The sequence below is a fragment of the Mesorhizobium sp. WSM4816 genome (assembly GCF_055811535.1).
Map to the genome: position 1 here is coordinate 235,531 of NZ_JBVVQR010000004.1, position 25,462 is coordinate 260,992.

The following is a 25,462-nucleotide window of genomic DNA, read 5'->3' on the forward strand; positions in this document are numbered from 1 at the left end:
TCGTTGAGACCTCTTTAACCAAGACAGGCGAAACTGCAGGCCGGTCGCGGTGCCAGTTCTCCATGTAACAAGAGGTTCCGCCGAAGACAAAGAAAAAGGGGCGCCAAGGCCGATGAGCCGGCGCCGAAAGGGAACGAAAGTGTCTGGTTTCGCGTCGCTCCGCCTGGCCCTCAGCGCAGCATTTCTCGGCGCTCTACTTTATTCCCCGGATGTGGCGGCACAGAATGCGGCAGCACCGACCCAGAGCGTCACGCTCGGGCCGAGCGGCCTGCCGCTGCCGCGCTTCGTCAGCCTGAAAGCCGGCCGCGTCAACTCCCGCGTCGGACCAGGCGTCAACTATTCCGTCGACTGGATGTATATGAAGCCCGGCCTGCCGATGGAGATCATCCAGGAATTCGACACCTGGCGTCGTGTGCGCGATGCCGACGGCTCGGAAGGCTGGATCAACCAGTCGCTGCTTTCCGGTCGCCGCACGGCGATCGTAGCACCCTGGCAGCGCGGCAAAGATGCCCGAATCAACCTGCTCGACGACCCGCAAAAGGATGCCGGCATCGTCGCAATCATCGAGCCGGGCGCCATGGGCACGATCAAGTCCTGTGACGGCCAGTGGTGCGAAATGACCTTCAGTGGCCACACCGGCTGGCTCGCCCAGTCGCTGGTCTGGGGCGCCTATCCCGGCGAACGGGTCAAGGACTGACTCTTCTTGCCGGTCGAGTCCGGAGCCGATATCGGCGAAACGGTATCTCGCGGCCTTATGACGAGCCGATCACTCGTAGCGTTTGGGGCGCAGCCTCACCACGATATCGACATTGGCGATCTCCATGCCCTCCGGCGGCTCCGGCAGGTTGGAAACCGTGACAGGACCGCTGGCGATGTCGAAAATCCTGTTTTCGCCCTCAATGTAGAAATGATGGTGATCGGAGGTGTTGGTGTCGAAGTAGGTCTTCGACCCCTCGACGGCCAGGATGCGCAGAAGGCCCGCCTGGGTGAATTGATGAAGGGCGTTGTAGACGGTGGCGAGCGATACCGGCACGCCGGCGGCGATCGCCTCCTCGTGCAGTTCCTCGGCCGACAGATGGCGGTCGCCTTTGGCAAAAAGCAGATCGGCCAGCGCAATGCGCTGACGCGTCGGCCTCAGGCCAGCTTCGCGAACCCGCTTGTCCACAGCGACATTTTCCTTCCGGCAGCCCAGATCCATCTATCCGTCCAAGCTCAAGTTTCGCCTCAAGAGCTGCCCAGAACGGCAAAAAACGAACATTGACCGAACCTGGACATAACCCGACATATATTCTGTCGGCCGAATACGATCAATAGCGCGCATTGACCCCGGCAGGCGGGCAGGTTAAGCGCAAACGCCGGTTTCCGGCCGGAAATAGATTGTGTTAGGAACCAACGACAAGGGCGCGCTACCGCCCGGACGATTATTGGGGACGGAGACTGATGGCGGTTTCGAAATCCAGCTACGATTACGAGGAACTGCTTGCCTGCGCCCGCGGCGAGCTGTTCGGACCTGGAAACGCCCAGCTGCCCTATCCGCCGATGCTGATGTTCGACCGCATCACCGAAATCAGCGAGACCGGCGGCGCCTTCGACAAGGGCTTCATCCGCGCCGAGTTCGACATCAAGCCGGACCTGTGGTTTTTCGCCTGCCACTTCATCGGCAACCCGATCATGCCGGGATGCCTGGGCCTCGACGCCATGTGGCAATTGACGGGATTCTACCTCGGCTGGCTCGGCGAGCCGGGCAAGGGCATGGCGCTGTCGACCGGCGAAGTGAAATTCAAAGGCATGGTGACGCCGTCGGTCAAGAAGGTAGAATATGGCGTGGATTTCAAGCGCGTGATGCGCGGCCGGCTGGTGCTGGGTATCGCCGACGGCTGGCTGAAGGCAGATGGCGAACCCATATACGCAGCAACGGATCTCAAGGTGGGTCTGTCCAAGCAATCGGCCGCCGCCTGACCGGCGCCTGCGCAGCGCGGCGAGTCCGCGGGAGGCGCAAAGGAAGCTGTAGAACTTAATTTGCGCATCCTTGTCCGGCAGGTTTCGGTCCGGCAGGTTTCGGGTTCATGCGCTGGAAGGAGTTGCTAATGAGACGGGTCGTAGTGACAGGCCTCGGCATCGTGTCCTCGATCGGCAACAATGCCAACGAGGTGCAGGCCTCGCTGCATGATGCCAGATCCGGCATCAGCTTCTCCGATTCCTTCGCCGAACACGGCTTCCGCTGCCAGGTCTGGGGAGCGCCGACGCTCGACCCCGCCGCGCTGATCGATCGCCGCGCCATGCGCTTCCTGTCGCAAGGTGCGGCCTGGAACCATGTCGCCATGGACCAGGCGATCGTGGACGCTGGACTTGGCGAGAACGAGATCACCAATGAGCGCACCGGCATCGTCATGGGATCGGGCGGTCCATCGACCAGAACCATCGTCGAAGCCGCTGAAACCACGCTCAAGAACGGCAGCCCCAAGCGCATCGGCCCGTTCGCGGTGCCGAAGGCGATGTCGTCGACCGCTTCGGCGACGCTCGCCACCTGGTTCAAGATCCACGGCGTCAATTATTCGATCTCTTCGGCCTGCTCGACCTCGGCGCATTGCATCGGCAATGGCTACGAACTGATCCAGTGGGGCAAGCAGGACATGGTCTTCGCCGGCGGCCATGAGGACCTCGACTGGACGATGTCGGACCTGTTCGATGCGATGGGCGCCATGTCCTCCAAGTTCAACGACCGGGCATCGGCTGCCTCGCGCGCCTATGACGTCGATCGCGACGGCTTCGTCATTGCCGGCGGCGCCGGCGTGCTGGTTCTGGAAGAGCTCGAGCATGCCAAGGCGCGCGGCGCCAAGATCTACGCCGAGGTCGTCGGCTATGGCGCAACCTCCGACGGCTTCGACATGGTGGCGCCCTCGGGCGAAGGCGCGGTGCGCTGCATGCGGCAGGCGCTGGCGACCGTCTCTTCGCCGGTCGACTACATCAACACGCACGGCACCTCGACGCCGGTCGGCGACTCCAGGGAAATGGGCGCGATCCGCGAGGTGTTCGGCGAAAACATGCCGTTCATCACCTCGACGAAATCGCTGACCGGCCATTCGCTGGGTGCGGCCGGCGTGCAGGAATCGATCTACTCGATCCTGATGATGCAAGGCGGCTTCATCGGCGAGAGCGCCCATATCGAGCAGCTCGATCCGGAATTCGAGGGTATGCCGATCGTGCGAGAGCGCATCGACGATGCCAGGATCGACACTGTCCTGTCCAACTCGTTCGGTTTCGGCGGCACCAACGCAACGCTGATTTTCCAGCGCTATTCCGCATAAGGACTGCCAACCATGGACGGATTGATGAAGGGCAAGCGCGGGCTTGTCATGGGTGTCGCCAACGACCATTCGATCGCCTGGGGCATCGCCCGGAAACTGTCCGAACATGGGGCGGAACTCGCCTTCACCTATCAGGGCGAAGCCTTCGGGCGCCGGGTCAAGCCGCTCGCCGACAAGCTCGGCTCCTCGCTGGTCGTGCCTTGCGACGTCGAGGACAGCGCATCGGTTGCCGCCACCTTCGAGACCTTGGGCGAGGCCTGGGGCGGCCTGGACTTCGTCGTCCACGCCATCGGCTTTTCCGACAAGAACGAGCTGAAAGGCCTTTACGCCGACACCAGCCGCGACAATTTCGTCCGCACCATGGTCATCTCCTGCTACTCCTTCACCGAGGTCGCCCGTCATGCGGCCGCGCTGATGAAGGACGGCGGCTCGATGATCACGCTGACCTATGCCGGTTCGGTCCGCGTCATGCCGAACTACAACGTCATGGGCGTCGCCAAGGCCGGGCTTGAAGCCAGCGTCCGCTACCTCGCTAACGACTACGGCCCGCGCGGCATCAGGGTGAACGGCATATCCGCCGGACCGGTGCGGACACTGGCCGGCGCCGGGATTTCCGACGCACGCCACATGTTTTCCTACCAGCAGCGCAACTCGCCGCTGCGCCGCACAGTGACTATCGACGAAGTCGGTGGTTCCGCGCTCTATCTGCTGTCCGACCTGTCGTCGGGCGTCACCGGCGAAATCCACTATGTCGATTCCGGCTACCACATCGTCTCGATGCCGGCGCTCGACGAGCTGAAGCGGACCGACAGCGGACGAGAGTAATTTAATTTCGGCCGCAGAAGATGCCGTTGTCCGCGTGAACCAGCCTTCAGCGGCGCGCCGCGAAAACCTTGAACATGCCGTCGCGGGCAATCTCGGCATGGCTGGAGAAGGCGGCCGCCAGCACCGGCTCGTAGGGAAGCTGGCGGTTCGCCACCACGAACAGCCGACCGCCCGGCTTCAGCGCCTTTGCCGCGGCGCGGATCATGCCTGCGCCGATCTCGGGCTCGGCCGCCCGGCTGCGATGGAAGGGCGGGTTCATGGCGATGGCGTCATAGCGCCGCTCGACCGGCTCGCTCAAAAGATCGATCCAGAAGAAGTTGGGTTCCGCCGCTGTGTTGCCGATATTGAATTTCGCCGCCTCCAGCGCATCGAAGTCGGCCTCGTAGAGATCAAGCGCCGATATGCCAGGTGAGCGGGCGGCGACCTCGGCCGCCACATAGCCCCAGCCGGCGCAGAAATCGGCAACGCTGCCACGCAGGTCGCCGGGGAGATTGTCGACCAGCAATCTCGAACCTGCATCGATCTTATCGAAAGAAAACATGCCTGGTGCGGTGCGGAACCGATCCTCGACCAGAAGGGCGGGATTGGCAGCGCGAAGCGCTGCCGCGACCGAAGCATCGGCAGGTCGATGAAACCAGAAGGCGATGCCGTGATGTTTCGGCAAATGGCCGTCGAGAGACACAAGCTCGTCGATGCGCTTGCGCAGGCTGGCAATGCCAGCGTCCTTGGCGCCGGCAACGACAATCGATCCGCCCGGCCGCACACGCTCAATCGCCTCGGCGATGCGCAATTCGTTCTGCCCGCGATGGCGGCCGGCAAGCACCAATGCCGCATCGAAACCTTCGCCCTCCAGGCGCGGCGTGACGGTGAAACCGGCCGCCTGCAGCGCGCGAAAGTGCGGCCGGAAGCCTTGCACAAGATGCAGTGCTGCATCAAAACCTTCGGGCAGGCGGAAGCCCGGCTCAGCGCCCAGAAAGAGGACACGCTCGCCCTTACGCGGCAAGGAAACAGCCCCCGCCTCGAACGGATGGAACAGTGTCTTCAGCGGCTCAGCGGACATTTTTCGATCTCGAAGTGCAGCTGGCTTGACCAGAAAATGAAAGCGGGCGCGACCTGTCGGCGCGCCCGTTTCGATTGTTCGGTCAGATCGCTCAGGCGGCGTCTTCTTCGCCGTCGGCCTTCTTGTCGCGGGCGATTTCCTTGCCGGTGGCCTGGTCGACGACCTTCATCGACAGGCGGACCTTGCCGCGCTCATCGAAGCCCATCAGCTTGACCCAGACCTTGTCGCCTTCCTTGACGACGTCCGAAGTCTTGGCGACGCGATCATTGGCAAGCTGCGAGATGTGGACGAGGCCGTCACGCGGACCGAAGAAGTTGACGAAAGCGCCGAAGTCGGCGGTCTTGACGACCGTGCCCTCGTAGATTTCGCCGACTTCCGGCTCGGCGACGATGGTGTGGATCCACTTCTTCGCCGCCTCAATCTCCTTGGCGTTGGACGAAGCGATCTTGACCGTGCCGTCGTCCTCGATGTTGATCTTGGCGCCGGTCTTTTCGACGATCTCGCGGATGACCTTGCCGCCCGAGCCAATCACGTCGCGGATCTTGTCGGTCGGGATGTGCATGACCTCGATGCGCGGCGCGAATTCGCCGAGTTCGGAGCGCGCGCCGGACAGCGCATGGCCCATTTCGCCGAGGATATGCTGGCGGCCGTCCTTGGCCTGATCCAGCGCGATCTTCATGATCTCCTCGGTGATGCCCTCGATCTTGATGTCCATCTGCAGCGAGGTGATGCCGTTGGCGGTGCCGGCAACCTTGAAGTCCATGTCGCCGAGATGGTCCTCGTCGCCGAGGATGTCGGAGAGCACCGCGAAGCGCTCGCCTTCCTTGATCAGACCCATGGCGATGCCGGCGACCGGCTTGGCCAGCGGCACACCGGCATCCATCAGCGCCAGCGAGGTGCCGCAGACGGTAGCCATCGACGACGAGCCGTTGGACTCGGTGATCTCCGAGACGACGCGCAGCGTGTAGGGGAACTGGTCCGATGTCGGCAGCATCGGGCGGATCGCGCGCCAGGCGAGCTTGCCGTGGCCGATTTCGCGGCGGCCGGGCGAACCCATGCGACCGGTTTCACCGACCGAATAGGGAGGGAAGTTGTAGTGAAGGAGGAACTTTTCCTTGTACATGCCGGTCAGCGAATCGACATACTGCTCGTCCTCGCCGGTGCCGAGCGTGGCGACGACCAGCGCCTGGGTCTCGCCGCGGGTGAACAGCGCCGAGCCGTGGGTGCGCGGCAGGACGCCGACTTCGGAGACGATCTTGCGAACCGTCTTCAGATCGCGGCCGTCGATGCGCGAACCGGTGTCGAGAATGTTCCAGCGCACGACCTTGGCCTGGAGCTCCTTGAACACGGTGCCGATCTGCTCGGACGTATACTTGGCTTCTTCGCCTTCTGCGGGTGCGAACGCAGCCTTGACCTTCGCCTTGACGGCGTCGACGGCGGCATAGCGCTTCTGCTTGTCAGTGATCTTGTAGGCATCGCGAAGCTCGCCTTCGACGATCTTCAGCATCTCGGCTTCAAGCGCCGAATAATCCGGCGCGGTGAAGTCACGCGGATCCTTGGCGGCGACTTCTGCCAGCTTGATGATGGCGTCGATCACCGGCTGGAAGCCGCGATGGCCGAACATGACGGCGCCGAGCATCAGATCCTCGCCGAGTTCCTTGGCTTCGGACTCGACCATCAGCACGGCGTCGGAGGTGCCGGCGACGATCAGGTCAAGCTTGGATTCCTGCATCTCGTCGACATGCGGATTGAGCACATATTCGCCGTTGATGTAGCCGACGCGGGCGCCGCCGATCGGACCCATGAAAGGGACGCCGGACAGCGTCAAAGCCGCCGAGGTGGCGACGATCGACAGGATGTCCGGGTCGTTTTCGAGATCATGCTGGACGACGGTGACAACGATCTGCGTGTCGTTCTTGTAACCGTCAGCGAAGAGTGGGCGGATCGGACGGTCGATGAGACGGGAAACCAGCGTTTCCTTTTCGCTCGGACGGCCTTCGCGCTTGAAATAGCCGCCCGGGATCTTGCCGGCGGCATAGGTCTTCTCCTGGTAGTTGACGGTCAGCGGGAAGAAATCGAGGCCGGGTTTTGGTTCCTTCATCGAAACGACGGTGGCGAGAACCTTGGTTTCGCCGTAGGTGGCGAGCACCGCGCCGTCAGCCTGGCGCGCAATCTTGCCGGTTTCGAGGATGAGCGGACGGCCGCCCCATTCGATTTCCACTTTGTGGTGATTGAACATGTCTTGTCCTTCATATGCGGAAAGGGCCGCGCCATTTCATCGTGCGCGAGTGCCCCTTTCCCTTGGCTTCGTTTCTCGGGCAGCCACGGGCAAGACAACGGGAAGCTCGGGTAAAATCCGGCGCGGGTGCCGCGCGAGCGTCCTGCAATCCTGCCCCATGACCGTCCATGGGCGGTTTCGAATGGCCCTGTGCTATATCGAAACCGGGTCTGGCCAATCGATCCGACTGGCCTTGCGCATGACCCGAAAACCGCGGCTCTCGGAAATGCCTTGCGCAAATTCAAAGTTTCAGAGCGTCCCATGTGCGCGTCCAAATCGAAGCGCGGCGCTCTACTTCCTTCATTGGAGCAATGGACTGCTCCAATGCGCGACCGGCGGGCTCTCAAAAGAACCCGCCGGTCAATTCGTCAACGGCGCAGACCGAGCTTCTCGATCAGCGTCTGATAGCGCGCGTCATCCTTGCGCTTGAGATAATCAAGCAGGCTGCGGCGCTGGGAGACGAGAGCGAGCAGACCACGGCGGGAATGGTTATCCTTCTTGTGGTCCTTGAAATGGTCGGTCAGGTTCTTGATGCGCTCGGAAAGGATGGCCACCTGGACTTCCGGAGACCCGGTATCGCCCTTGGCGGTTGCGAATTCACCCATCAATTCCTTCTTGCGCTCGGCAGTAATCGACATCGTGTTTTTCCTTATCTGTTTGAGGAAACGGGACGCCCTCGGCCGGGATGTCGTCCAGCAGGGGCCGGTACAAGCAACGTGGCATTGCACGATGCTGCGGCGCATATAGGGCAATTCAGGCAAAAACACCAGCCCAATTCACAAGCCGGCTTTTTGCTGCACAAACGAAGATTTCGCGTCGGCTAAAGCCACTTCTTCCATCTGAAGAAGGCGACAAGCCCGAGCGCGACAACGGCCATGAACACCAGCGCTGCCGGATAGCCGTATTGGGCCTTCAGCTCCGGCATGTTCCATGGCGAGGCTTCGGGATCGAAGTTCATGCCCCACACGCCAGCGAGAAAGGTGAGCGGGATGAAGATCACCGAGACGATCGTCAGATAGCTGATGACGTCGCTGGTGCGTGCCTGACTCAGCGACAGATGCATCTCGATCAGACCGGTCAGCATGTCGCGCTGGGTTTCGACCAGTTCGATGAGCCGAAGCGAGTGATCGAGCGTGTCGTTCAGGAAGATCTTGGTCTCGGGCTTGACGTAGGGCACGTCGTTGCGGATCAGCGTCGCTAGCGCGTCGCGCATCGGCCAAAGCACCCCCTTCAGCACGTTGGCGTCGCGCCGCAACTCGTGAAGCCGCCGCATCTGGTGCCTGTCCGCCGCGCGCAGCATCTGGTCCTCGATGCTGTCGACCAAGTCCCCGGCGGTCTCGATCGGCGGGAAATAACTGTCGACAATGGCGTCGATCAGCGCATAGGCGAGATAGTCGGCGCCGCGTGAGCGCAGCCGGTTGGGCATCGAGCTTTCGATGCGCTTGCGCACGGGATCGAACGGATCGCCTTCGCGCTCCTGGAAGGTGACGACGAAGTTCCTGCCGAAGAAGACCGCGATCTGCTCGTAGCGATGCGCGGTGACGTCGTCGATCATCCTGACGACGACGAAGGCATGGTCCTCGAAGAAGTCCACCTTCGGCCGCTGGCCGGTGTTGACGACGTCTTCCAGCGCCAGCGGATGCAGGCTGAAAATCCGGCCAATCTCCTCGATCAGCGGGATGTTGGCGAGACCGGTGCAATCGAGCCAGATGACCGGCCATGCGTTGCAATGAGCATTCAGGTCGTTGATGCTGGCATCTTCGATTGTCTCGAATTTGTCGGGCGACATCAGTGTCAGTCGCAGTTCGCTGCGCCGCGCCGCAGGGTCGGCGATCAGTGTGCCTGGTGATGCGCCGATCGGCGGCCGCCGTTCTGTCACCGGCGCCCGCTTCCTGATCGTCTCGGCCTTTGCCATGTGCCCCTCGAATGTACCTCTGATCGAGATTAGACGAGGGGGCTCAGCCGGCAAAGACCCGCTTCGGCTTGAACATGCCTTGCTCGATGGCGCCGATGGCGACCAGCTTGCCGCGCGCCGTGGCGCAGGCTTCCTCGGCTTCCACCGGCGCGTCGCGGCCACGGATGATGACCGGGTTGCCGAGGCGGATTTTTGTTGCCGCGTCGTCGCTGATCGCGATCTGCGGCAGGCAGTCGAGCGCGGCTGACGTGTCGACCAGAAACGCGTCGATGGCGTCGAAGTCGACCGGCACCGTGTCCGCTGAATCCGAACCCTCATCGGGCTGTTCGCCGAATCGGGCGGCTTCCAGCTCGGCGATGGTGACGAATTCTTCCTGCGTGAACGGCTCGACCTCGATCCGGCGCAGTTCGGCGATGTGACCGAAACAGCCGAGATCGCGGCCCATGTCGCGGGCCAGCGAGCGGACATAGGTGCCCTTGCCGCATTCGACCTCGAAAATGGTGCTGTCAGCACTGTGCTCGATCAGGTCGAGGCGGCCGATCTCGACTTCCCGCGCCGGAATGTCGACCGTCGCGCCGTCGCGGGCAAGATCATAGGCGCGCTCGCCTGCGATCTTGATGGCCGAAAATTGCGGCGGCGTCTGCATGATGACGCCGGTGTATTTCGGCATCAGCAAAAGCACATCGGCTTCAGCCGGACGCTGGTCGGAGCTTTTCGTCACCGGCCCTTCGAGGTCATCGGTCGAACGCTCCTCACCCCAGGCAACCGTGAAGCGGTAGACCTTGGCGCCATCCTGGACATAGGGGACGGTCTTGGTCGCTTCGCCGAGCGCGATCGGCAGCATGCCGGAAGCGAGCGGGTCGAGCGTGCCGGCATGGCCGGCCTTTTCCGCCTGGAACAGCCATTTAATCTTGGAGACGGCTTCGGTCGAACCCATGCCGACGGGTTTGTCCAGCACCAGCCAGCCGGAGATCGGCCGACCCTTCTTCTTGCCGCGACGCGCCACTATTTTTCGTCCTTGTCGTTGTCTTTGTTCTGGTCGCCGATCTGGGCGTCTGGGCCGAGATCGCGCGCCACTTCGGGCGAGTGCAACAATTCGTTGATCTTCTGGAAATTGTCGTAGCTGGTGTCGAGCCTGAAGCGGAATTCCGGCATGTACTTCATCTGCCGGAGCGCGCCGGAAACGCGGCCGCGCACGAATTTCGCATGCTTGTTGAGCGCCTCGACCACCCCATCGGCATCACTGGCGCCAAGCGGCGAGACGAAAGCGGTGGCGATCTTCAGATCGGGCGACATGCGCACCTCCGAGACCGAAACCACCGAATTCTCGATCAGCGGATCGAGGATCTCGCCACGTTGCAAGGTTTCCGACAGCGCATGCCGCACCTGCTCGCCGACGCGAAGCATGCGCTGGGATGGACCTGACGTGGTTGAACGGGGCATTTTTCTCTATCCTGAAATCGTGAGGCACGGGATGGGACCGCGCCGCATGTCTCATATGCTTTAAAGCCTGATCCATCCCGATAGAAATCGGAATGGATCAGGCTCTATTTTTTGTTGACCATGATCTCCTCCGAAAACCGGATACCACTTTTCGGGAGGTTTAGGCGGCAGCCTTTCGACCACCGCCCGGTCTGTAAATGCTCGAACTCAAGTTGCTCGAACTCAGAGCGTCCTGGTCACCATCTCGACGCGGAAGCACTCGATGACGTCGCCGACGCGCATGTCTTCGTAGTTCTGGAAGGCCATGCCGCATTCCTGGCCACCCGGAACCTCCGCAACTTCGTCCTTGAAGCGCTTCAGCGTCTTCAGCGTGCCTTCGTGGATGACGACGTTGTCGCGGATCAGGCGAACGCCCGCACCGCGCTCGACCTTGCCTTCGGTGACACGGCAGCCGGCGATCTTGCCGACCTTGGTGATGTCGAAGATCTCGAGGATCTCGGCATTGCCGATGAAGGTCTCGCGACGCTCCGGCGACAGCAGGCCGGACAGCGCCGCCTTCACGTCATCCACGAGGTTGTAGATGATCGAGTAATAGCGGATCTCGATGCCTGCAGCCGCAGCCGCCGCACGCGCCTGCACATTGGCGCGAACGTTGAAGCCGATGATTGCGGCGCCCGAGGTTTCCGCCAGCGAGACATCGCTTTCGGTGATGCCGCCGGCGCCCGCATGAACGATGCGCGCACGCACCTCATCGGTGCCGAGCTTGTCCAACGCCGCGCTGATCGCCTCGATCGAGCCCTGCACGTCGCCCTTGATGACCAGCGGGAATTCCTTCAGCCCGCTCGTCTGCAGTTGCGACATCATCTGTTCGAGCGAACCACGCTGGCCGGCATGCTTGGCCACCGCCTTCTCACGCGCCAGACGCTGGCGATATTCGGTGATCTCGCGGGCGCGGGCCTCGTTGTTGACGACGGCGAAGCGGTCGCCGGCCTGCGGGGTTCCCTGCAGGCCGAGCACTTCCACCGGCATCGCCGGCGGCGCTTCCTTGATCTGCCCGCCGCGGTCGTTGACCAGCGCGCGCACCCGGCCCCATTCGTTACCGGCAACGAGGATGTCGCCAGGCATCAGCGTGCCGGTCTGGACCAGCACCGTGGCGACGGGGCCGCGGCCCTTGTCGAGCTGGGCTTCGATGACGACGCCCTCGGCGGTGCGGTCCGGATTGGCCTTCAGGTCGAGGATTTCGGCCTGCAGCAGGATCGCTTCGAGCAGCTTGTCGAGATTGGTGCCCTTGGTCGCCGACACTTCGACGTCCAGCACCTCGCCGCCCATCGATTCGACGAAGACTTCGTGGCGCAGCAGTTCCGAGCGCACCTTCTGCGGGTCGGCGTCATGCTTGTCGATCTTGTTGATCGCCACAATGATCGGAACGCCGGCCGCCTTGGCATGGCTGATCGATTCGATCGTCTGCGGCATCACGCTGTCGTCGGCCGCCACTACCAGGATGGCGATGTCGGTCGCCTGCGCGCCACGGGCGCGCATTGCCGTGAAGGCGGCGTGGCCGGGCGTGTCGATGAAGGTGATCTTGTTACCGTTCTTCTCGACCTGATAGGCGCCGATATGCTGGGTGATGCCGCCGGCCTCGCCGGACACGACATTGGCATTGCGGATGGCATCGAGCAGCGACGTCTTGCCGTGATCGACATGGCCCATGATGGTCACCACCGGCGGACGCGGCTCGAGATCTTCGGGACGATCGGCGATGTTGAAGAGGCCTTCCTCGATGTCGGACTCGGCGACGCGGCGAACCGTGTGGCCGAATTCGGTAGCGACCAGTTCGGCCGTGTCGGCGTCGATGACGTCGCCCGGCTTCAGGATCTGGCCCTGTTTCATGAAGAACTTGACCACATCGACGGCGCGCTCGGACATGCGCTGCGCCAGTTCCTGGATGGTGATGGTTTCGGGAAGTATCACTTCGCGCATGACTTTCTCGCGCGGTTCGTTATGCAGCGCGCGCTTGAATTTCTCCTGGCGCCGACGCATCGACGACAGCGAACGCGCCCGCGCATCCTCATCGGAAAGTGCGGCATTCAGCGTCAGCTTGCCGCGGCGGCGATCTTCCTCGCCCTTGGTCGGCTTGGCCGGACGCGCCACTTCCGGCGTGACCGGACGGCGCACCGGGGCGCCGGCGCCGGTCCGCTTCGGCTTGATGTCCTCGTCGTCGACTGTCGCCAGTTCGGCGGTCAGCGGCGCGCGGCGGCGCGCCTCTTCCTCGGCACGCCGGCGGGACTCGGCCTCGGCCTGCAGCCGGGCTTCTTCCTCGGCCTGGCGGCGCGCGGATTCCTCGCGCTCGCGACGGCGGCGCTCTTCATCCTCGGCGCGGCGCTTGGCCTCGTCGATGGCGCGCTGGCGATCCTCGACGTCGCGCACCTTCGAACCCTCAAGAGCCCGGCGGCGCGCCTCCATTTCATCGCGCGACAATTGGTTCAGCACCATGCCGCCGCGTTCGACCGGCGGCGGAGGCGGCGGCGCCTTGGGCGCTTCCTGCACAACCGGCGCTGCCGCGACCGGTGGCTTCGGCGTGAAGACGGACACAGGGGCAGCAGCCGGCTCCGGCTTGTCACCGGGCAGCGAGAACTTGCGCTTCTTGGTCTCGACCACGACCGCCTTGGTGCGGCCATGCGAGAAGCTCTGGCGCACGGTGCCCTGTTCCGTACCGGGGCGCTTCAGCGTCAAAGTCTTCTTCGGCGTAACACTCAACGTCTTGTCGTCGCCCGATTTCGTATCGCTCATTCCATATCCTCTGCGGCATCATCTTCGTCAGCAACGGCCGCAAGCATTGCCAGATCGTCCGGGGAACCGCCCCGATACCGGTCGAGCGCAACCATGCGCTTCTGGACCGCCCTGCCCGCGTCTCCCGCGAGAACGGCAGCATGTATCACATTTGTACCCCCCAATGCCAAGCTCAACTCGGCCTCGGAGAAAAGTTTGTAGGCAAGGATGGCGGGGCCACCGAGGTGGACGGTTGCCCGTCGCGCCTGGCTGATCTTGCGGACGCCGTCATCTGACGCCTCGGTCGCATGCAACACGAAAAGCGCCAGCCCGCCACGCACCGCGCTCTCGACCTTGGTGGCGCCGAGCGCGATCGCGCCTGCCTTGCGGGCAAGACCGAGCATGCCCAGAGCGTATCTGGAAAGCAGCCCGTCGACCATGTCGCCGAGATCGGTCGGCACGGTCACCTGCGCCTTGAAGGCGCGAGCGAACAGGTTTTTCGCTGCCGCCTTGTCGATATGTAGGCGGTCGGCAGTCACCCAGCAACCGCGTCCGGGCAGGTTTTTCTTGATATCCGGAACGACGGCCGAATCCGGGCCGACGACGAAACGGATCAGTTCATCCGGTTCGGCCTGTTTGCGCGTGACGATGCAAGTGCGATCGTTCATCTCGTCCAAGGGCGGCTTGTGTGCGATGCGGTTTCACCTCACGCACCAACGGCTTCGTCAGCCGGCACGTCTTCGGCTGCAAGCTCGTCTTCGGTGATCCAGCCGGCCTTGAGGCGAGCAGCCAGAACCATCTGTTCAGCATCGGCCCGCGACACGCCGTGATTGGCGAGCACGCCCGGGAATACCTTCGTCTCGCCGTCCTTGCGTTCCTTCCAGCCGGTCAGATCATCGGCCGCATAGCCGGCGAAATCCTCGATCGTCTTCACGCCGTCCTCGCCGAGCGTCACCATCATGGCGGTGGTCACGCCTGGAATCTCACGCAACTCGTCCTTGACGCCGAGCGCCTTGCGCTTCTCGTCATGCTCGGCTTCGATCTTCTCCAGATATTCGCGGGCGCGGGCCTGGATTTCCGAGGCGGTGTCCTCGTCGAAGCCATCGATCGACGCGATCTCGTCGGCATCGACATAGGCGACTTCCTCGACGCTGGTGAAGCCTTCGGAGGCGAGCACCTGGCCGACCATCTCGTCGACGTTGAGTGCATCCATGAACAGCGCCGAGCGTTCGACGAACTCCTTCTGGCGGCGCTCGCTCTCTTCCTGTTCGGTCAGGATGTCGATATCCCAGCCGGTGAGCTGCGAGGCGAGCCGGACGTTCTGGCCGCGGCGGCCGATGGCCAGCGACAGCTGGTCGTCCGGCACCACGACCTCGATGCGTTCGGCGTCCTCGTCGAGCACGACCTTGGCGACTTCCGCCGGCTGCAGCGCGTTGACGATGAAGGAAGCGGCCGAAGGCGACCACGGAATGATGTCGATCTTCTCGCCCTGCAATTCGCCGACCACCGCCTGAACGCGGCTGCCGCGCATGCCGACACAGGCGCCGACCGGATCGATGGAACTGTCACGCGAGATGACGGCGATCTTGGCGCGCGAACCCGGATCGCGGGCGACCGACTTGATCTCGATAATGCCGTCGTAGATTTCCGGCACTTCCATGGTGAACAGCTTCGCCATGAACTGCGGATGGGTGCGCGACAGGAATATCTGCGGACCGCGCTGCTCGCGGCGCACGTCATAGACATAGGCGCGGACGCGATCGCCATATTTGTAATTTTCGCGCGGGATCAGCTCGTCGCGACGGATTATCGCCTCACCGCGGCCGAGATCGACGATGACGTTGCCGTATTCGACGCGTTTGACAGTACCGTTGACGATCTCGCCGATACGGTCCTTGTACTCGTCGTACTGGCGGTCACGCTCAGCCTCGCGCACCTTCTGCACGATGACCTGCTTGGCCGACTGGGCGGCGATGCGGCCGAAATCCATCGGCGGCAGCTGTTCGGCAATGAAGTCGCCGAGCTGGGCGTCGGGATTGCGCTCACGCGCCGAGGATATGGCGATCTGCGTCGCATAGTCGTCGACCTTCTCGACCACTTCCATCAGCCGCTGCAGCTTCATCTCGCCGGTATTCGGATTGATGTCGGCACGGATGTTGGTTTCCTGGCCATAGCGCGAGCGCGCCGCCTTCTGGATCGCATCGGCCATGGCGGCGATGACGATCGACTTGTCGATCGACTTCTCACGCGCGACCGCATCGGCGATCTGCAGCAGTTCAAGCCTGTTGGCGCTTACAACCATCTCTTTTCTCCCGAGCTTGTTGCCGAGGCTTTGCGCCCGGCAGCCCAATCACATTTCCTGTTCGGTTTCATCTTCTACGCCCGCTTCGCTCTCTGGCGCGTCTTCGGGCTCGCCGCGGCGCTTCTTGGCTTCCTTGCGCGCCCTGTTGTCCTTCGACAGTGCGTCGCGGATAAGGTCGTCGGTCAGGATCAGCCGTGCTTCGGCAATCGCATCGTAGGGCACACGCACCGTCGGCTGTTCGCCATAGGCCGCCTTGTCGCGCTCGATCAGCACGCCGTCCGCGTCGCTCTCGGCGATCTTGCCCTTGAAGCGCTTGCGGTCGGCGACGAGGACCGAGGTTTCCATCTTCACCAGATGACCCGTCCAGGTCGCGAAATCCGACTTGCGGACCAGCGGCCGGTCGATTCCCGGCGACGACACTTCGAGATGATACGCCTTTTCGATCGGATCATCGACATCGAGCGCCGGCGACACTGCCCGGCTGACCTCTTCGCAATCCTCGACGGTCATGGTGCCGTCCTCGCGTTCGGCCATGATCTGCAGCGTCAGCCCGTTCTGGCCCGTCAGATGCACCCTGACAAGGCGGAAGCCAATGGCACGCAGAACCGGCTGCACGATCAGCGCGATGCGAGCATCGATGCCGCTTTCGCGGATGATGCGGTCGTCGCTGTCGGGTACCGTTGCCGTCATTCTATTCCTGTCGCTTCGTCGGCGGCCGGAAGGTAACAAAAAAGAGCGGGACCGGGTGGACCCACTCTTCGCCATACCGACCAAGAATTTGAGCCTGATATAGACGATCGCAGCCGTCGTTTCAAGCCCGCATGCAGTCCGTGTCGTAAGCAGATGAATTGTCCGGATGCAGGGTGGGCGAAACTGTCGGGGGCGGCAGCGTTGCACAGGGCGCATGGCGGCCATGCGCCAACGTCCCTGTGATATCAGGCAGTACGCGCCTACCTATGTTGCGTTGCACAAAATCAATCACGCATTGCAGCAGGCGAAAGGGCATAATCATGACCAACCGCAAGGTTTTCTCGGCTATCGGCGATTTCTTCACCGTCTTCGGCAGCGCCGTCGCCGCTTCGCACGCCGTCGAAGCCGGCCGCAAGCCGCGCGCGCACGATCTGCGCAATCTCGGCATGGATCCGGCCGCCTTCAACAAGATCGGCCGCTTCTAAGTCCGGCGACGCAGGGGCGAGGACATCTCTGGTCCTCGTCGACGTCAAAGCGCGCCTAGGCGCGCTTTGAATAGGACTATCTTCGGACGAAGGTGAGGTAGGCTGGCCGCCGGCCTTCGCGAACGGCCTTCGCCTCGTAGCGTGTACCCGGCCAACCCTTATAGGGCCGCTGCCAGTCGGCTGCCTCTTCAGCCTGCCACGCAAACGCTTCATGTGCCCGGCAGTGCAGCAGCGTCCAGTTCACATAGCTGTCGATATCGGACGCAAAGCGGAATATTCCGCCTGACTTCAGCACGCGCGCGAAACGGTCGAGATTGACCGGACTGACGAAGCGGCGCTTCCAGTGTTTCTTCTTCGGCCAGGGATCGGGATAGAGAAGGTCGATGCCGCGGAGCGAGGCTTGCGGGAGCCAGTCGAGCAGGCGCGTGGCGTCGTCGTCATAGACCCGAAGATTGGCAAGCGGCCGTTCCCTGACCGCCATCATCATCTTGGCCATGCCGTTGACGAAAGGCTCGACGCCGACAAAACCGGTCTCAGGAGCCGCCGTCGCCCGATGCAGCAGGTGCTCGCCGCCACCAAAACCAATTTCGAGATGAATGGCGCGGACATCGGCTTCGAACAGGCTGCGCAAGTCGGCCGGCGGTCCGGCCGTCAGATCAAGCCGGTAGGTGCTGAAACCGCTTTCCAGTGCCGCTGCCTGCTGCGGACGGATGGCCTTGCCGCGCCGGCGACCGAAAAATGCTTCGGTCGCACGGCTTGGCCGGTCTTTCGGAACCATGTCTTCCGGATCTATGGACGCCGCGGCTAGGCCGCGACTGCTTCGGCAGGCGCTTCGGCGAGTGCGTCCTTGAGAGCCTTGGCGAGGTCGGTCTTTTCCCAGGAGAAGGACCCGTCGCGGCCGGCCTTGCGGCCGAAATGACCATAAGACGACGTCTTGGCATAAATCGGCTTGTTGAGATCGAGATGGCGGCGGATGCCGGACGGCGACAGATCCATCACGGTGCGCAGCGCCTGCTCGAGCTTTGCCTCATCGACCCTGCCGGTGCCGTGCAGGTCGACATAGACCGACAGCGGCTGGGCCACGCCAATGGCATAGGAAAGCTGGATAGTGCAGCGATCGGCGAGCTTCGCCGCCACCACGTTCTTGGCGAGATAGCGGGCCGCATAGGCTGCGGAACGGTCGACCTTAGTGGTGTCCTTGCCGGAAAAAGCCCCGCCGCCATGAGGCGCAGCACCGCCGTAAGTGTCGACGATGATCTTGCGCCCGGTCAGGCCGGCGTCGCCGTCGGGCCCGCCGATGACGAACTTGCCTGTCGGGTTGATATACCAGTTGCAGCTGTCGGCGATCTTCAGGTCGCCCAGCGCCTCGCGAATATAGGGTTCGACGACGTTGCGGACCTTCTTCGAATCCCAGCTGGCGTCGAGGTGCTGGGTGGACAACACGATTTGCGTCACTTCCGCCGCCTTGCCGTCGATATAGCGGACGGTGACCTGGCTCTTGGCGTCCGGCCCGAGCCGGCCGGCATCGCCGTTGCCTTCATGGCGCGCGGCGGCCAGCAGTTCAAGGATCTTGTGGCTGTAGTAGATCGGCGCTGGCATCAGATCCGGGGTCTCGCGGCAGGCATAGCCGAACATGATGCCCTGGTCGCCAGCCCCTTCCTCGCCTTGCCGGTCGGAGGCATTGTCGACGCCCTGGCCGATATCCGGTGACTGGCCGTGCAGCAGAACCTCGATCTTTGCCGTCTTCCAGTGGAAACCGGCCTGTTCATAGCCGATTTCGCGGATCGCCTTGCGGGCGGCCGACTTGAACTTCGCCGGATTGACGAGCGGATGACCGGCGGCATCCATCAGGATGTTGCCGGCCTTGTCCTTCTTGAGCAGGGTCTCGGGGACGCGCACCTCGCCAGCGATGACGACGCGATTCGTGGTCGCCAGCGTTTCGCAGGCGACGCGGACCTTCCAGGGGTCCATGCCGGTCTTTCTGGCCTCGCGATAGACCAGATCGACGATCTCGTCGGAGATACGGTCGCAGACCTTGTCGGGATGACCCTCGGCAACGGATTCCGAGGTGAATAGATAGTTTTGCCGCGTCACGGGTGTCCCCTCTTGAAAAATCATCGGCACGCTGCCGATTGGCGCGCCACGTGTTAGCTGTGTCGAGCAACGCTCGTCAAGCGGTGGGCACCATTATCTTGTGCCACTTTGACCGCCGGCAGGATGCCGCCAGCCTGCCTGGCTCCAGCACGTGCTTTAGCTTCAACACGTTGATGAGAAAGACTTTGAGCATGGCTGTCGAGCAAAATCGATCCGCCCTCCTGCATGCCTGCGGGATGTAAATTCCACGATGCGCGAGACCGCAAGAAATTGCCTGCCCGCAATGACGGCTTCGCTATCTTCGACTTTTCAACGGCTGCCAATCAATCGACCCAGACCAATCTGCGTAATCAATCGACTGCGTCGGAGGAAAGGGCCTTCACAAGCTCGATAACCTTGCGGCGTATCTTCACGTCGGTGATCTTGACGAAGGCCCGGTTGAGTTGAAGACCTTCAGGACTGCCGCAGAATTCGACGGCAGAAGCCATTGATGCATCCTCGGCAAATCCGCGGTTGCCCACGGCTTCCTGGCCCGGCGCGTCCTCGAAAAAGAAAGCGACAGGCACACCCAGTATCGAGGCGATTGCCTGCAAACGGCTGGCGCCAACGCGATTGGTACCCTTTTCGTATTTCTGTATCTGCTGAAACGTTATACCGAGGTTCTCGCCCAGCTTTTCCTGGCTCATTCCCAACATATTGCGACGAAGCCTGATGCGACTTCCGACATGGATGTCGATAGGATTCGGCTTCTTCTTGTTTTCTTCTGCCATTTTTTCCTCGCCGAATTTTTCCGGCTTTTTGTGTTTTTTCTGCCCAGAACGAGGCCGGCGGCCAGTGCCCCAACAGAACCGACGTGCTGACTTCGAGAAATTTCAGGCGGTTACAGTATGAGTTTCTAATGTGTCGACTGTCAATTCGCCCGTAGCCGTTGCCTTACATTCATTGTGAAAGCGGCGAGAGCGAACAGCAACATGATCATCAGTCCATTAATGCGTCTTTGGCTGGAAGAAACGATGGCTCGATTGGAAATCGGCACGTGGACATCGATGGCTCCGCGGGCGTCGATTGCCAGCGCGTCGAGGATGTGTCCGCGCGGATCGACGACAGCGGAAATGCCGTTATTGGCTGCACGCAACAATGGCACCCCGTTCTCCACCGCACGAATCTGCGCCTGCCTGAAATGCTGGTACGGACCCGGCGTGTCACCGAACCACGCGTCGTTCGTGACATTCACAATAAGCTCAGCTGACGTTGCGTCAACCGCCACCAGATCGGGAAAGATGACTTCGTAGCAAATGAACGGAAGCACGCGGATGCCGCCGGGCAACGCGATCGGGTGCCGCTCATTGCCCGCCGCGTAGGTTGTCGGCCCGGCGACGAGTTGTTTGAGCCCCAAGCGGCCAAGCAGGTCGGCAAAAGGCAGATATTCGCCAAAGGGCACCAGATGAACCTTGTCGACTGCATCGGCGATTTGACCCTTGTCGTCGATCGCCACCACTGAATTGTAGTACCGCCTGTCGGCATCATCCGCCGACCCGCCTTCCTCCCGGACGACGCCGGCGATCAGCGTCTGGCCGTCGCCAAGCATTTCTCCCAGCGCGGTCAGCGCATCGGGACGTTCGGCGAAAAAAAACGGCACGGAGGTTTCCGGCCACAGGATCAATTGCGGCTTGGCATGACCAGTCTCTGGCGCCTTGGCCGAAAGCCCCATCAGTGTAGCGAAAATCCGGTCGGGCACTGAAGGGTCCCACTTTTCGCTGAGGTCGACGGCCGGCTGCACGATGCGGACGTCGATTGCGCGGGTTGCGGGTTCGACCTTGGCAGCAAGCCTGACATAGCCGAAGCCGACATGGGCCGCGACGAGAACGGCAGCCAGTGCACCCCCAAGGCGGATATGCGGGCGCGCCGCAAGCAGGGCCGGCAAGGCAAAGACGAAGACCGCCAGCGCGTTGATGCCGACCATGCCGGTCACCGACACGCTCTGCATAAGCAAGGGCACCGGCATCGCCGCGTAGCCGACGGCATTCCAGGGAAAGCCGGTGAACAGAAAGTCGCGCAGCCATTCCGCCAAGCCGAAGCCGAAGGCAAGGGCGGCGATGCGGCCGATGTCGTTGCTCCACAGCAGCCGGGCAACCGCTGTCGCGAAGCCATAGAAAAAGGCGAGCGCCAGCGGAATTCCGACCACTGCGAAGGGAAGCGCCCAGGCGAAACTGTCGGCCTCGACCAGGAGTGCTGAGCCGATCCACCACAATCCGGCGAGAAAATAGCCGAAGCCGAACCACCAGCCGACGGCGAAGGCCGGCCGCAAATGCCGGAACCAGCCATCGGAGGCTTCGCCGGTTGCGCCGTCGAGGAGCCAGACCAGCAGCGGAAACGAAACGAAACAGACGGCGAAGAAATCGTAAGGCGCCTGGGCAAGAACCGCCAGCGCACCGGCAAGAAACGCCACAAGCGCGCGGCGCCAGCCCCACAGCAGAATTATCCGGCCGGCCAGGCGCTTCATCGATGCTTCCGAGTCGTGCGAATCACGGCAGAAGATTTATCAGGCCGCAGTCCACGCTCCAAACGGCCATGCTTCAGCCAGACTGCCGGATTAGGTCTGCTGGATAGGTGGGGCGACTGACGCCGGCAAGATAAGTGTCGCATGTGAATTGTCGCGCAGACCGCACGTGCCGGTGTATCACTATAATGCGCGTGATAGAAATGCGTTCAGCCGCTCCAGCACGAGATCCGGGGCTTCGAGCTGAGGCAAGTGACCGACGCCAGGTAATGTTTCGAACGATGCCTGCGGGATCAGCGTATGAAGCGCTTTGCCTCGCTCCAGCGGGATCCATGGATCGTCCTCGCCCCAAATTATCTTTACCGGACACCTGATATCACCGAACGCCGGCTCGACTTCGGCGGTATATTTTTCGTCGGCTTGCGCGAATTGCCGATAGAAGCTTCCTCGTCCCTCCTCGGCAAGCCACGGCTCGACAAGTTTCTCGAAATCTCCGGGCGCGATGTCTTTTACGATCGCCCCCTTGATATATGCTTCCACGACCGCTCTGTGGATATGCGGCGGCAGGCCCAGAAAGGCATCCACATGGCGACCGACATGATCGAAGAACGCCGATCCCCAAGGGCGCATGGCGACGACATTCATCAGGACATACCGCTCGAAGTCGCAGCCATGCAGCAAATGCGCCCGTAGCGTCGTCGCTCCGCCGAAATCATGGGCAACAACGGTGGGCTGCTCAAGGTTCCAATGCGCGAGCATCTCGGCGAATACTTCTCCTTGCACATCGAGTGAGGTGCGCTGCTCCGCGCCTTTGTCGGATCGCCCGTATCCGGGCATATCGTACCAGTGGACACGATACCGCCTTGCAAGATCTGGAATAATCCGATGCCATGAGAACGAAGACCACGGCCAGCCGTGAGCCAGCACAAGCGCGGGTCCACTACCAAATTGACCCGCTGCCACAGCGCCCGCGGATGTTTCCACGGTCTCATCGAGTTTCCACGACATCAGACATTCTCATAGAGCGTCGGCCCTAAAGGTGGAAACCGGTTTTTGGCAAATTCCGACGCTCAAATAAAGCTGGTATTCAGGACAGAGCCCTCCGTACGAATTGGTTCGCAAGTGGTTGAACGGATCGTCGACCGTCATCGGGCGAGCGGCGTCTTTCACGCCTGCTCGGCGCGGACGGCGCGCCGGCGGCGCTCGCCCTTCTGGGTTTCCACGATGCGCACCCGCTTGACGCGGCGTGGATCGGCGTCGAGCACATGGAATTCGAAGCCGGGGATGGCCTGCACCACTTCGCCGCGGGCCGGGACCCGGCCAAGCGTGTTGAAGATCATGCCGCCGATCGTGTCGACATATTCGCCATGCTCACCGGCGGCGAAATCCTCACCGATCATCTTGGCGACATCGTCGATCTCGGCCTTGCCGTCTACGACGAACACGCCTTCGCCGGTCTGGGTGATCATCGGCTCGTCCTCGTCGTGCTCGTCCTCGATGTCGCCGACCACCATCTCGACGATATCCTCGAGCGAGACCAGACCATCGGTGCCGCCATATTCGTCGATGACCAGCGCCATCTGGGTGCGCATCGCCTGCATCCGCCCCATCAGATCGGAAGCGAGCATCGACGGCGGCACGAAAAGCACCGGGCGGATCAGGGTCAGGTCGCCGATGGTGCGCGTGAGATCGACCTTGGCGAGATCGAGAAGCGTGGCAGGGGCGGCTTTCCTGGTCGTCCTGCTCTTTCTGACGCGGGCCAGCTTGGTGATGTGAGCGAGCACGTCGCGGATGTGGACCATGCCACGCGGGTCGTCGAGCGTCTCCGAATAGACCGGCATGCGGGAATGGCCGGACTGCTCGAACAGCCCCAGAAGATCGCCCAGGTTCGTCGTGATCTCGACCGCCTCGATGTCGGCGCGCGGCACCATGACATCCTCGACGCGAACCTCGCGCAGGCGCAGAATGTTGTTGAGCATGGCCCGTTCGCCGGGCGAAAAGGCGCCGGCATCGCTCGCCGTTTCGGCAAGCGCGTCGGCGATCTCCTCGCGCAGGCTGGTGCCGTTGCGCTGCCTGAACAGGCCGAGCACGCGATCGAACAGGGAAGGACCGGCAGGCGATGGCTCGCTGGCGAAGCTGCCGGTCGTGGTACTCGGACTAGAGTCCTCTTCCGTCTGTTCGGATGGCTTGGTCGCACTGCCGGCGTCTGGGTGGGCGGCAGTCTCTGGTTTGTCGTTCATCGTCGTCCGGTCATTTGATCTTTTTAGTTACGCGTAAGGATCGGGAATGGCAAGCCTTGCAAGCGCTGCGCGTTCGACGGCTTCCATTTCTTCGGCCTCGGCGTCGGTCTCGTGATCGTAGCCCAGCAAATGCAGCAGGCCGTGGATGACGAGGTGGGTGATATGGTTGTCGACAGGCTTGTCTTCCAGTGCGGCTTCGCGCGCAACCGTCTCGGCGGCCAGCACAATGTCGCCCAGCATGGGCGGAAGCGGACCGCCCTTGGCGAGCGGATAAGCCGGGAAAGACAGGACGTTGGTCGGTTTGTCCTTGCCGCGCCATCCCGCATTGAGACTGCGGATATGGGCATCGTCAGAAAAAACGATGCTGAGCTCGGAACGGCCGGCCGCGCCCGTTTCGGCAAACGCGACGGCAACGGCGCGCTCGACCAGCCGCGTCAGCGTGGCCTCATCGGGCCAGTCGCCCGCGTCGACTGCTATATCGATATCGACGGGGACCGGAAGATCCCCGCCTACAGTTTTTTTGTCCTCAGCCATAAGGCTGCATCTTCAGCCTTCGGCGCCCAGGCCCCGGGCCAGCTTGCCGTCGCGGTCGTAGGCCTTGACGATCTCGGCGACCAGCGGATGCCTGACGACGTCGCCTTCATTGAAGCGCACCGTCACCATGCCGGTGACGCCGTCGAGGATCCTGAGCGCCTCGACCAGACCGGATTTGGTGTTTTGCGGCAGGTCGATCTGGGTCGGATCGCCGGTGACGATCATGCGCGAATTCTCGCCGAGACGGGTCAGGAACATCTTCATCTGCATCGGCGTGGTGTTCTGCGCCTCGTCGAGGATGACGGCGGAGTGCGCCAGCGTGCGGCCGCGCATGAAGGCCAGCGGCGCGATCTCGATCACCTCGGCGGCAATCGCCCGCTCGACCTTGTCGGCCGGCATCATCTCGTAAAGCGCGTCATAGAGCGGCCGCAGATAGGGATCGACCTTCTCCTTCATGTCGCCGGGCAGGAAGCCGAGCCGCTCGCCGGCCTCGACGGCAGGCCGCGACAGCACGATGCGCTCGACCATGCCACGTTCGAGCAGCATCGCCGCATGCGCCACCGCCAGGAAGGTTTTTCCAGTGCCAGCCGGGCCGATGCCGAAGACGAGCTCGGACCGCTCCAGCGCGCGCATATAGGCGTCCTGGTTGAGCGAGCGGGCATAGATCGTCTTCTTGCGCGTCGATATCTGGGCGGCTGACACCTTGCCCTTGCGCTCCAGCGTCGGCAGCGTCAGCTGGTCGTCGGCGGCGATCGCCATGCGCACGGCGCCGTCGACGTCCGACTGGCCGATGTCAGCGCCTTTCTGGAGAATGCCGTAGAGATTATCCAGGGCGCGGCGCGCCTGCTCGGCGGCCGAGGCGGAGCCCTTGATGGTCAGCTGGTTGCCGCGCGAGCGGATATCGACGCCAAGCTTCTGCTCGAGCCTGGCCAGATTCTCGTCGAACTGGCCATAAAGGGCGCTGGCAAGCTTGTTGTTGTCGAAAGTCAGAACGATGTGCGCCATATCCGAAGCCCCCG

General features: G+C 62.5%; 25 protein-coding genes. 5 read left to right on the top strand and 20 right to left on the bottom strand.

Going from position 1 to position 25,462, the window contains the following annotated elements; translation table 11 throughout:
* The first annotated feature begins 139 nt into the window (after positions 1-139).
* Positions 140-697: an SH3 domain-containing protein gene (locus AC0L3H_RS07315; protein WP_473584990.1), complete on the top strand. Its 558-nt coding sequence runs from the start codon at positions 140-142 to the stop codon at positions 695-697.
* Positions 698-766: 69 nt separating this feature from the next.
* Here the strand turns inward: AC0L3H_RS07315 and irrA are convergent, their stop codons facing one another.
* On the bottom strand, positions 767-1,198 hold the full coding sequence (gene irrA, locus AC0L3H_RS07320; RefSeq protein WP_473584991.1) for an iron response transcriptional regulator IrrA: 432 nt from the start codon (positions 1,196-1,198) through the stop codon (positions 767-769).
* Between the two features lie 242 nt (positions 1,199-1,440).
* Here irrA and fabA point away from each other — a divergent pair, with 242 nt between their 5' ends.
* From fabA to fabI, 3 genes are all read left to right on the top strand, one after another.
* Positions 1,441-1,959, top strand: coding sequence for a 3-hydroxyacyl-[acyl-carrier-protein] dehydratase FabA (gene fabA / locus AC0L3H_RS07325; RefSeq protein WP_023802127.1), 519 nt, complete (start codon positions 1,441-1,443; stop codon positions 1,957-1,959).
* A 128-nt stretch (positions 1,960-2,087) separates the two neighbouring features.
* Positions 2,088-3,308, top strand: coding sequence for a beta-ketoacyl-ACP synthase I (gene fabB, locus AC0L3H_RS07330; RefSeq protein ID WP_473510213.1), 1,221 nt, complete (start codon positions 2,088-2,090; stop codon positions 3,306-3,308).
* Between the two features lie 12 nt (positions 3,309-3,320).
* Positions 3,321-4,133: an enoyl-ACP reductase FabI gene (gene fabI, locus AC0L3H_RS07335; protein WP_023802125.1), complete on the top strand. Its 813-nt coding sequence runs from the start codon at positions 3,321-3,323 to the stop codon at positions 4,131-4,133.
* 46 nt (positions 4,134-4,179) lie between these two features.
* On the opposite strand, the gene AC0L3H_RS07340 is transcribed toward fabI, so the two are convergent.
* From AC0L3H_RS07340 to rimP, 10 genes are all read right to left on the bottom strand, one after another.
* Entirely contained in the window at positions 4,180-5,193 is a 1,014-nt protein-coding gene (locus AC0L3H_RS07340; RefSeq protein ID WP_473584992.1) for a class I SAM-dependent methyltransferase, read from the bottom strand.
* Positions 5,194-5,284: 91 nt separating this feature from the next.
* On the bottom strand, positions 5,285-7,432 hold the full coding sequence (gene pnp / locus AC0L3H_RS07345; protein ID WP_023802123.1) for a polyribonucleotide nucleotidyltransferase: 2,148 nt from the start codon (positions 7,430-7,432) through the stop codon (positions 5,285-5,287).
* A gap of 407 nt (positions 7,433-7,839) precedes the next feature.
* Positions 7,840-8,214 carry a 30S ribosomal protein S15 gene (gene rpsO, locus AC0L3H_RS07350; protein ID WP_274609416.1) on the bottom strand — a complete coding sequence of 125 codons (375 nt, stop codon included), beginning with the start codon at positions 8,212-8,214 and terminating at the stop codon, positions 7,840-7,842.
* A gap of 77 nt (positions 8,215-8,291) precedes the next feature.
* On the bottom strand, positions 8,292-9,386 hold the full coding sequence (gene corA / locus AC0L3H_RS07355; RefSeq protein WP_473510217.1) for a magnesium/cobalt transporter CorA: 1,095 nt from the start codon (positions 9,384-9,386) through the stop codon (positions 8,292-8,294).
* Between the two features lie 43 nt (positions 9,387-9,429).
* Positions 9,430-10,392, bottom strand: a complete 963-nt coding sequence (truB, locus tag AC0L3H_RS07360) for a tRNA pseudouridine(55) synthase TruB (RefSeq protein ID WP_473584993.1) — start codon at positions 10,390-10,392, stop codon at positions 9,430-9,432.
* Positions 10,392-10,829, bottom strand: a complete 438-nt coding sequence (gene rbfA / locus AC0L3H_RS07365) for a 30S ribosome-binding factor RbfA (protein ID WP_473584994.1) — start codon at positions 10,827-10,829, stop codon at positions 10,392-10,394. Before rbfA ends, truB begins: the two co-directional genes overlap by 1 nt.
* A gap of 222 nt (positions 10,830-11,051) precedes the next feature.
* A complete protein-coding gene (gene infB / locus AC0L3H_RS07370; protein WP_023802118.1) occupies positions 11,052-13,619 on the bottom strand; it encodes a translation initiation factor IF-2 in 2,568 nt (855 codons plus the stop codon).
* On the bottom strand, positions 13,616-14,266 hold the full coding sequence (locus AC0L3H_RS07375) for an RNA-binding protein (protein WP_091599993.1): 651 nt from the start codon (positions 14,264-14,266) through the stop codon (positions 13,616-13,618). Before AC0L3H_RS07375 ends, infB begins: the two co-directional genes overlap by 4 nt.
* 38 nt (positions 14,267-14,304) lie before the next feature.
* A complete protein-coding gene (gene nusA / locus AC0L3H_RS07380) occupies positions 14,305-15,900 on the bottom strand; it encodes a transcription termination factor NusA (RefSeq protein WP_023802116.1) in 1,596 nt (531 codons plus the stop codon).
* A 48-nt stretch (positions 15,901-15,948) separates the two neighbouring features.
* Positions 15,949-16,590, bottom strand: a complete 642-nt coding sequence (gene rimP / locus AC0L3H_RS07385; protein WP_473584995.1) for a ribosome maturation factor RimP — start codon at positions 16,588-16,590, stop codon at positions 15,949-15,951.
* A gap of 320 nt (positions 16,591-16,910) precedes the next feature.
* Here rimP and AC0L3H_RS07390 point away from each other — a divergent pair, with 320 nt between their 5' ends.
* Positions 16,911-17,075, top strand: coding sequence for a hypothetical protein (locus AC0L3H_RS07390; protein ID WP_077377234.1), 165 nt, complete (start codon positions 16,911-16,913; stop codon positions 17,073-17,075).
* A 76-nt stretch (positions 17,076-17,151) separates the two neighbouring features.
* Here the strand turns inward: AC0L3H_RS07390 and trmB are convergent, their stop codons facing one another.
* The 9 genes from trmB to AC0L3H_RS07435 all read right to left on the bottom strand — a co-directional run bounded on the left by trmB (position 17,152) and on the right by AC0L3H_RS07435 (position 25,448).
* Entirely contained in the window at positions 17,152-17,853 is a 702-nt protein-coding gene (trmB, locus tag AC0L3H_RS07395; RefSeq protein WP_473584996.1) for a tRNA (guanosine(46)-N7)-methyltransferase TrmB, read from the bottom strand.
* Positions 17,854-17,879: 26 nt separating this feature from the next.
* Positions 17,880-19,193 (bottom strand): methionine adenosyltransferase, encoded by a 1,314-nt coding sequence (gene metK, locus AC0L3H_RS07400; protein ID WP_210163894.1) that lies wholly within the window; start codon positions 19,191-19,193, stop codon positions 17,880-17,882.
* A gap of 29 nt (positions 19,194-19,222) precedes the next feature.
* A complete protein-coding gene (locus AC0L3H_RS07405) occupies positions 19,223-19,492 on the bottom strand; it encodes a hypothetical protein (RefSeq protein ID WP_473584997.1) in 270 nt (89 codons plus the stop codon).
* A 27-nt stretch (positions 19,493-19,519) separates the two neighbouring features.
* The gene (locus AC0L3H_RS07410) at positions 19,520-19,939 is read right to left on the bottom strand and encodes a helix-turn-helix domain-containing protein (protein WP_023802110.1); all 420 of its coding nucleotides are present in this window, start codon (positions 19,937-19,939) and stop codon (positions 19,520-19,522) included.
* 140 nt (positions 19,940-20,079) lie between these two features.
* On the bottom strand, positions 20,080-21,672 hold the full coding sequence (lnt, locus tag AC0L3H_RS07415; RefSeq protein ID WP_473584998.1) for an apolipoprotein N-acyltransferase: 1,593 nt from the start codon (positions 21,670-21,672) through the stop codon (positions 20,080-20,082).
* Between the two features lie 180 nt (positions 21,673-21,852).
* Complete coding sequence (locus AC0L3H_RS07420; RefSeq protein WP_473584999.1) at positions 21,853-22,677, bottom strand: alpha/beta fold hydrolase; 825 nt, start codon at positions 22,675-22,677, stop codon at positions 21,853-21,855.
* 158 nt (positions 22,678-22,835) lie between these two features.
* Complete coding sequence (locus tag AC0L3H_RS07425) at positions 22,836-23,909, bottom strand: hemolysin family protein (protein ID WP_128247969.1); 1,074 nt, start codon at positions 23,907-23,909, stop codon at positions 22,836-22,838.
* A 27-nt stretch (positions 23,910-23,936) separates the two neighbouring features.
* Positions 23,937-24,443, bottom strand: coding sequence for an rRNA maturation RNase YbeY (gene ybeY / locus AC0L3H_RS07430; RefSeq protein ID WP_473585000.1), 507 nt, complete (start codon positions 24,441-24,443; stop codon positions 23,937-23,939).
* Positions 24,444-24,455: 12 nt separating this feature from the next.
* On the bottom strand, positions 24,456-25,448 hold the full coding sequence (locus AC0L3H_RS07435) for a PhoH family protein (RefSeq protein WP_287305617.1): 993 nt from the start codon (positions 25,446-25,448) through the stop codon (positions 24,456-24,458).
* Positions 25,449-25,462 lie beyond the last annotated feature (14 nt).

What these genes read in the sequence shown, in the direction of transcription:
- irrA (WP_473584991.1), bottom strand. Translation starts at nt 1,198, where the DNA reads ATGGATCTGGGCTGCCGGAAGGAAAATGTCGCTGTGGACAAGCGGGTT.
- fabA (WP_023802127.1), top strand. Translation starts at nt 1,441, where the DNA reads ATGGCGGTTTCGAAATCCAGCTACGATTACGAGGAACTGCTTGCCTGC.
- fabB (WP_473510213.1), top strand. Translation starts at nt 2,088, where the DNA reads ATGAGACGGGTCGTAGTGACAGGCCTCGGCATCGTGTCCTCGATCGGC.
- fabI (WP_023802125.1), top strand. Translation starts at nt 3,321, where the DNA reads ATGGACGGATTGATGAAGGGCAAGCGCGGGCTTGTCATGGGTGTCGCC.
- AC0L3H_RS07340 (WP_473584992.1), bottom strand. Translation starts at nt 5,193, where the DNA reads ATGTCCGCTGAGCCGCTGAAGACACTGTTCCATCCGTTCGAGGCGGGG.
- pnp (WP_023802123.1), bottom strand. Translation starts at nt 7,432, where the DNA reads ATGTTCAATCACCACAAAGTGGAAATCGAATGGGGCGGCCGTCCGCTC.
- rpsO (WP_274609416.1), bottom strand. Translation starts at nt 8,214, where the DNA reads ATGCGCCGCAGCATCGTGCAATGCCACGTTGCTTGTACCGGCCCCTGC.
- corA (WP_473510217.1), bottom strand. Translation starts at nt 9,386, where the DNA reads ATGGCAAAGGCCGAGACGATCAGGAAGCGGGCGCCGGTGACAGAACGG.
- rbfA (WP_473584994.1), bottom strand. Translation starts at nt 10,829, where the DNA reads ATGCCCCGTTCAACCACGTCAGGTCCATCCCAGCGCATGCTTCGCGTC.
- infB (WP_023802118.1), bottom strand. Translation starts at nt 13,619, where the DNA reads ATGAGCGATACGAAATCGGGCGACGACAAGACGTTGAGTGTTACGCCG.
- AC0L3H_RS07375 (WP_091599993.1), bottom strand. Translation starts at nt 14,266, where the DNA reads ATGAACGATCGCACTTGCATCGTCACGCGCAAACAGGCCGAACCGGAT.
- nusA (WP_023802116.1), bottom strand. Translation starts at nt 15,900, where the DNA reads ATGGTTGTAAGCGCCAACAGGCTTGAACTGCTGCAGATCGCCGATGCG.
- rimP (WP_473584995.1), bottom strand. Translation starts at nt 16,590, where the DNA reads ATGACGGCAACGGTACCCGACAGCGACGACCGCATCATCCGCGAAAGC.
- AC0L3H_RS07390 (WP_077377234.1), top strand. Translation starts at nt 16,911, where the DNA reads ATGACCAACCGCAAGGTTTTCTCGGCTATCGGCGATTTCTTCACCGTC.
- trmB (WP_473584996.1), bottom strand. Translation starts at nt 17,853, where the DNA reads ATGGTTCCGAAAGACCGGCCAAGCCGTGCGACCGAAGCATTTTTCGGT.
- metK (WP_210163894.1), bottom strand. Translation starts at nt 19,193, where the DNA reads ATGATTTTTCAAGAGGGGACACCCGTGACGCGGCAAAACTATCTATTC.
- AC0L3H_RS07410 (WP_023802110.1), bottom strand. Translation starts at nt 19,939, where the DNA reads ATGGCAGAAGAAAACAAGAAGAAGCCGAATCCTATCGACATCCATGTC.
- lnt (WP_473584998.1), bottom strand. Translation starts at nt 21,672, where the DNA reads ATGAAGCGCCTGGCCGGCCGGATAATTCTGCTGTGGGGCTGGCGCCGC.
- AC0L3H_RS07420 (WP_473584999.1), bottom strand. Translation starts at nt 22,677, where the DNA reads ATGTCGTGGAAACTCGATGAGACCGTGGAAACATCCGCGGGCGCTGTG.
- AC0L3H_RS07425 (WP_128247969.1), bottom strand. Translation starts at nt 23,909, where the DNA reads ATGAACGACAAACCAGAGACTGCCGCCCACCCAGACGCCGGCAGTGCG.
- ybeY (WP_473585000.1), bottom strand. Translation starts at nt 24,443, where the DNA reads ATGGCTGAGGACAAAAAAACTGTAGGCGGGGATCTTCCGGTCCCCGTC.
- AC0L3H_RS07435 (WP_287305617.1), bottom strand. Translation starts at nt 25,448, where the DNA reads ATGGCGCACATCGTTCTGACTTTCGACAACAACAAGCTTGCCAGCGCC.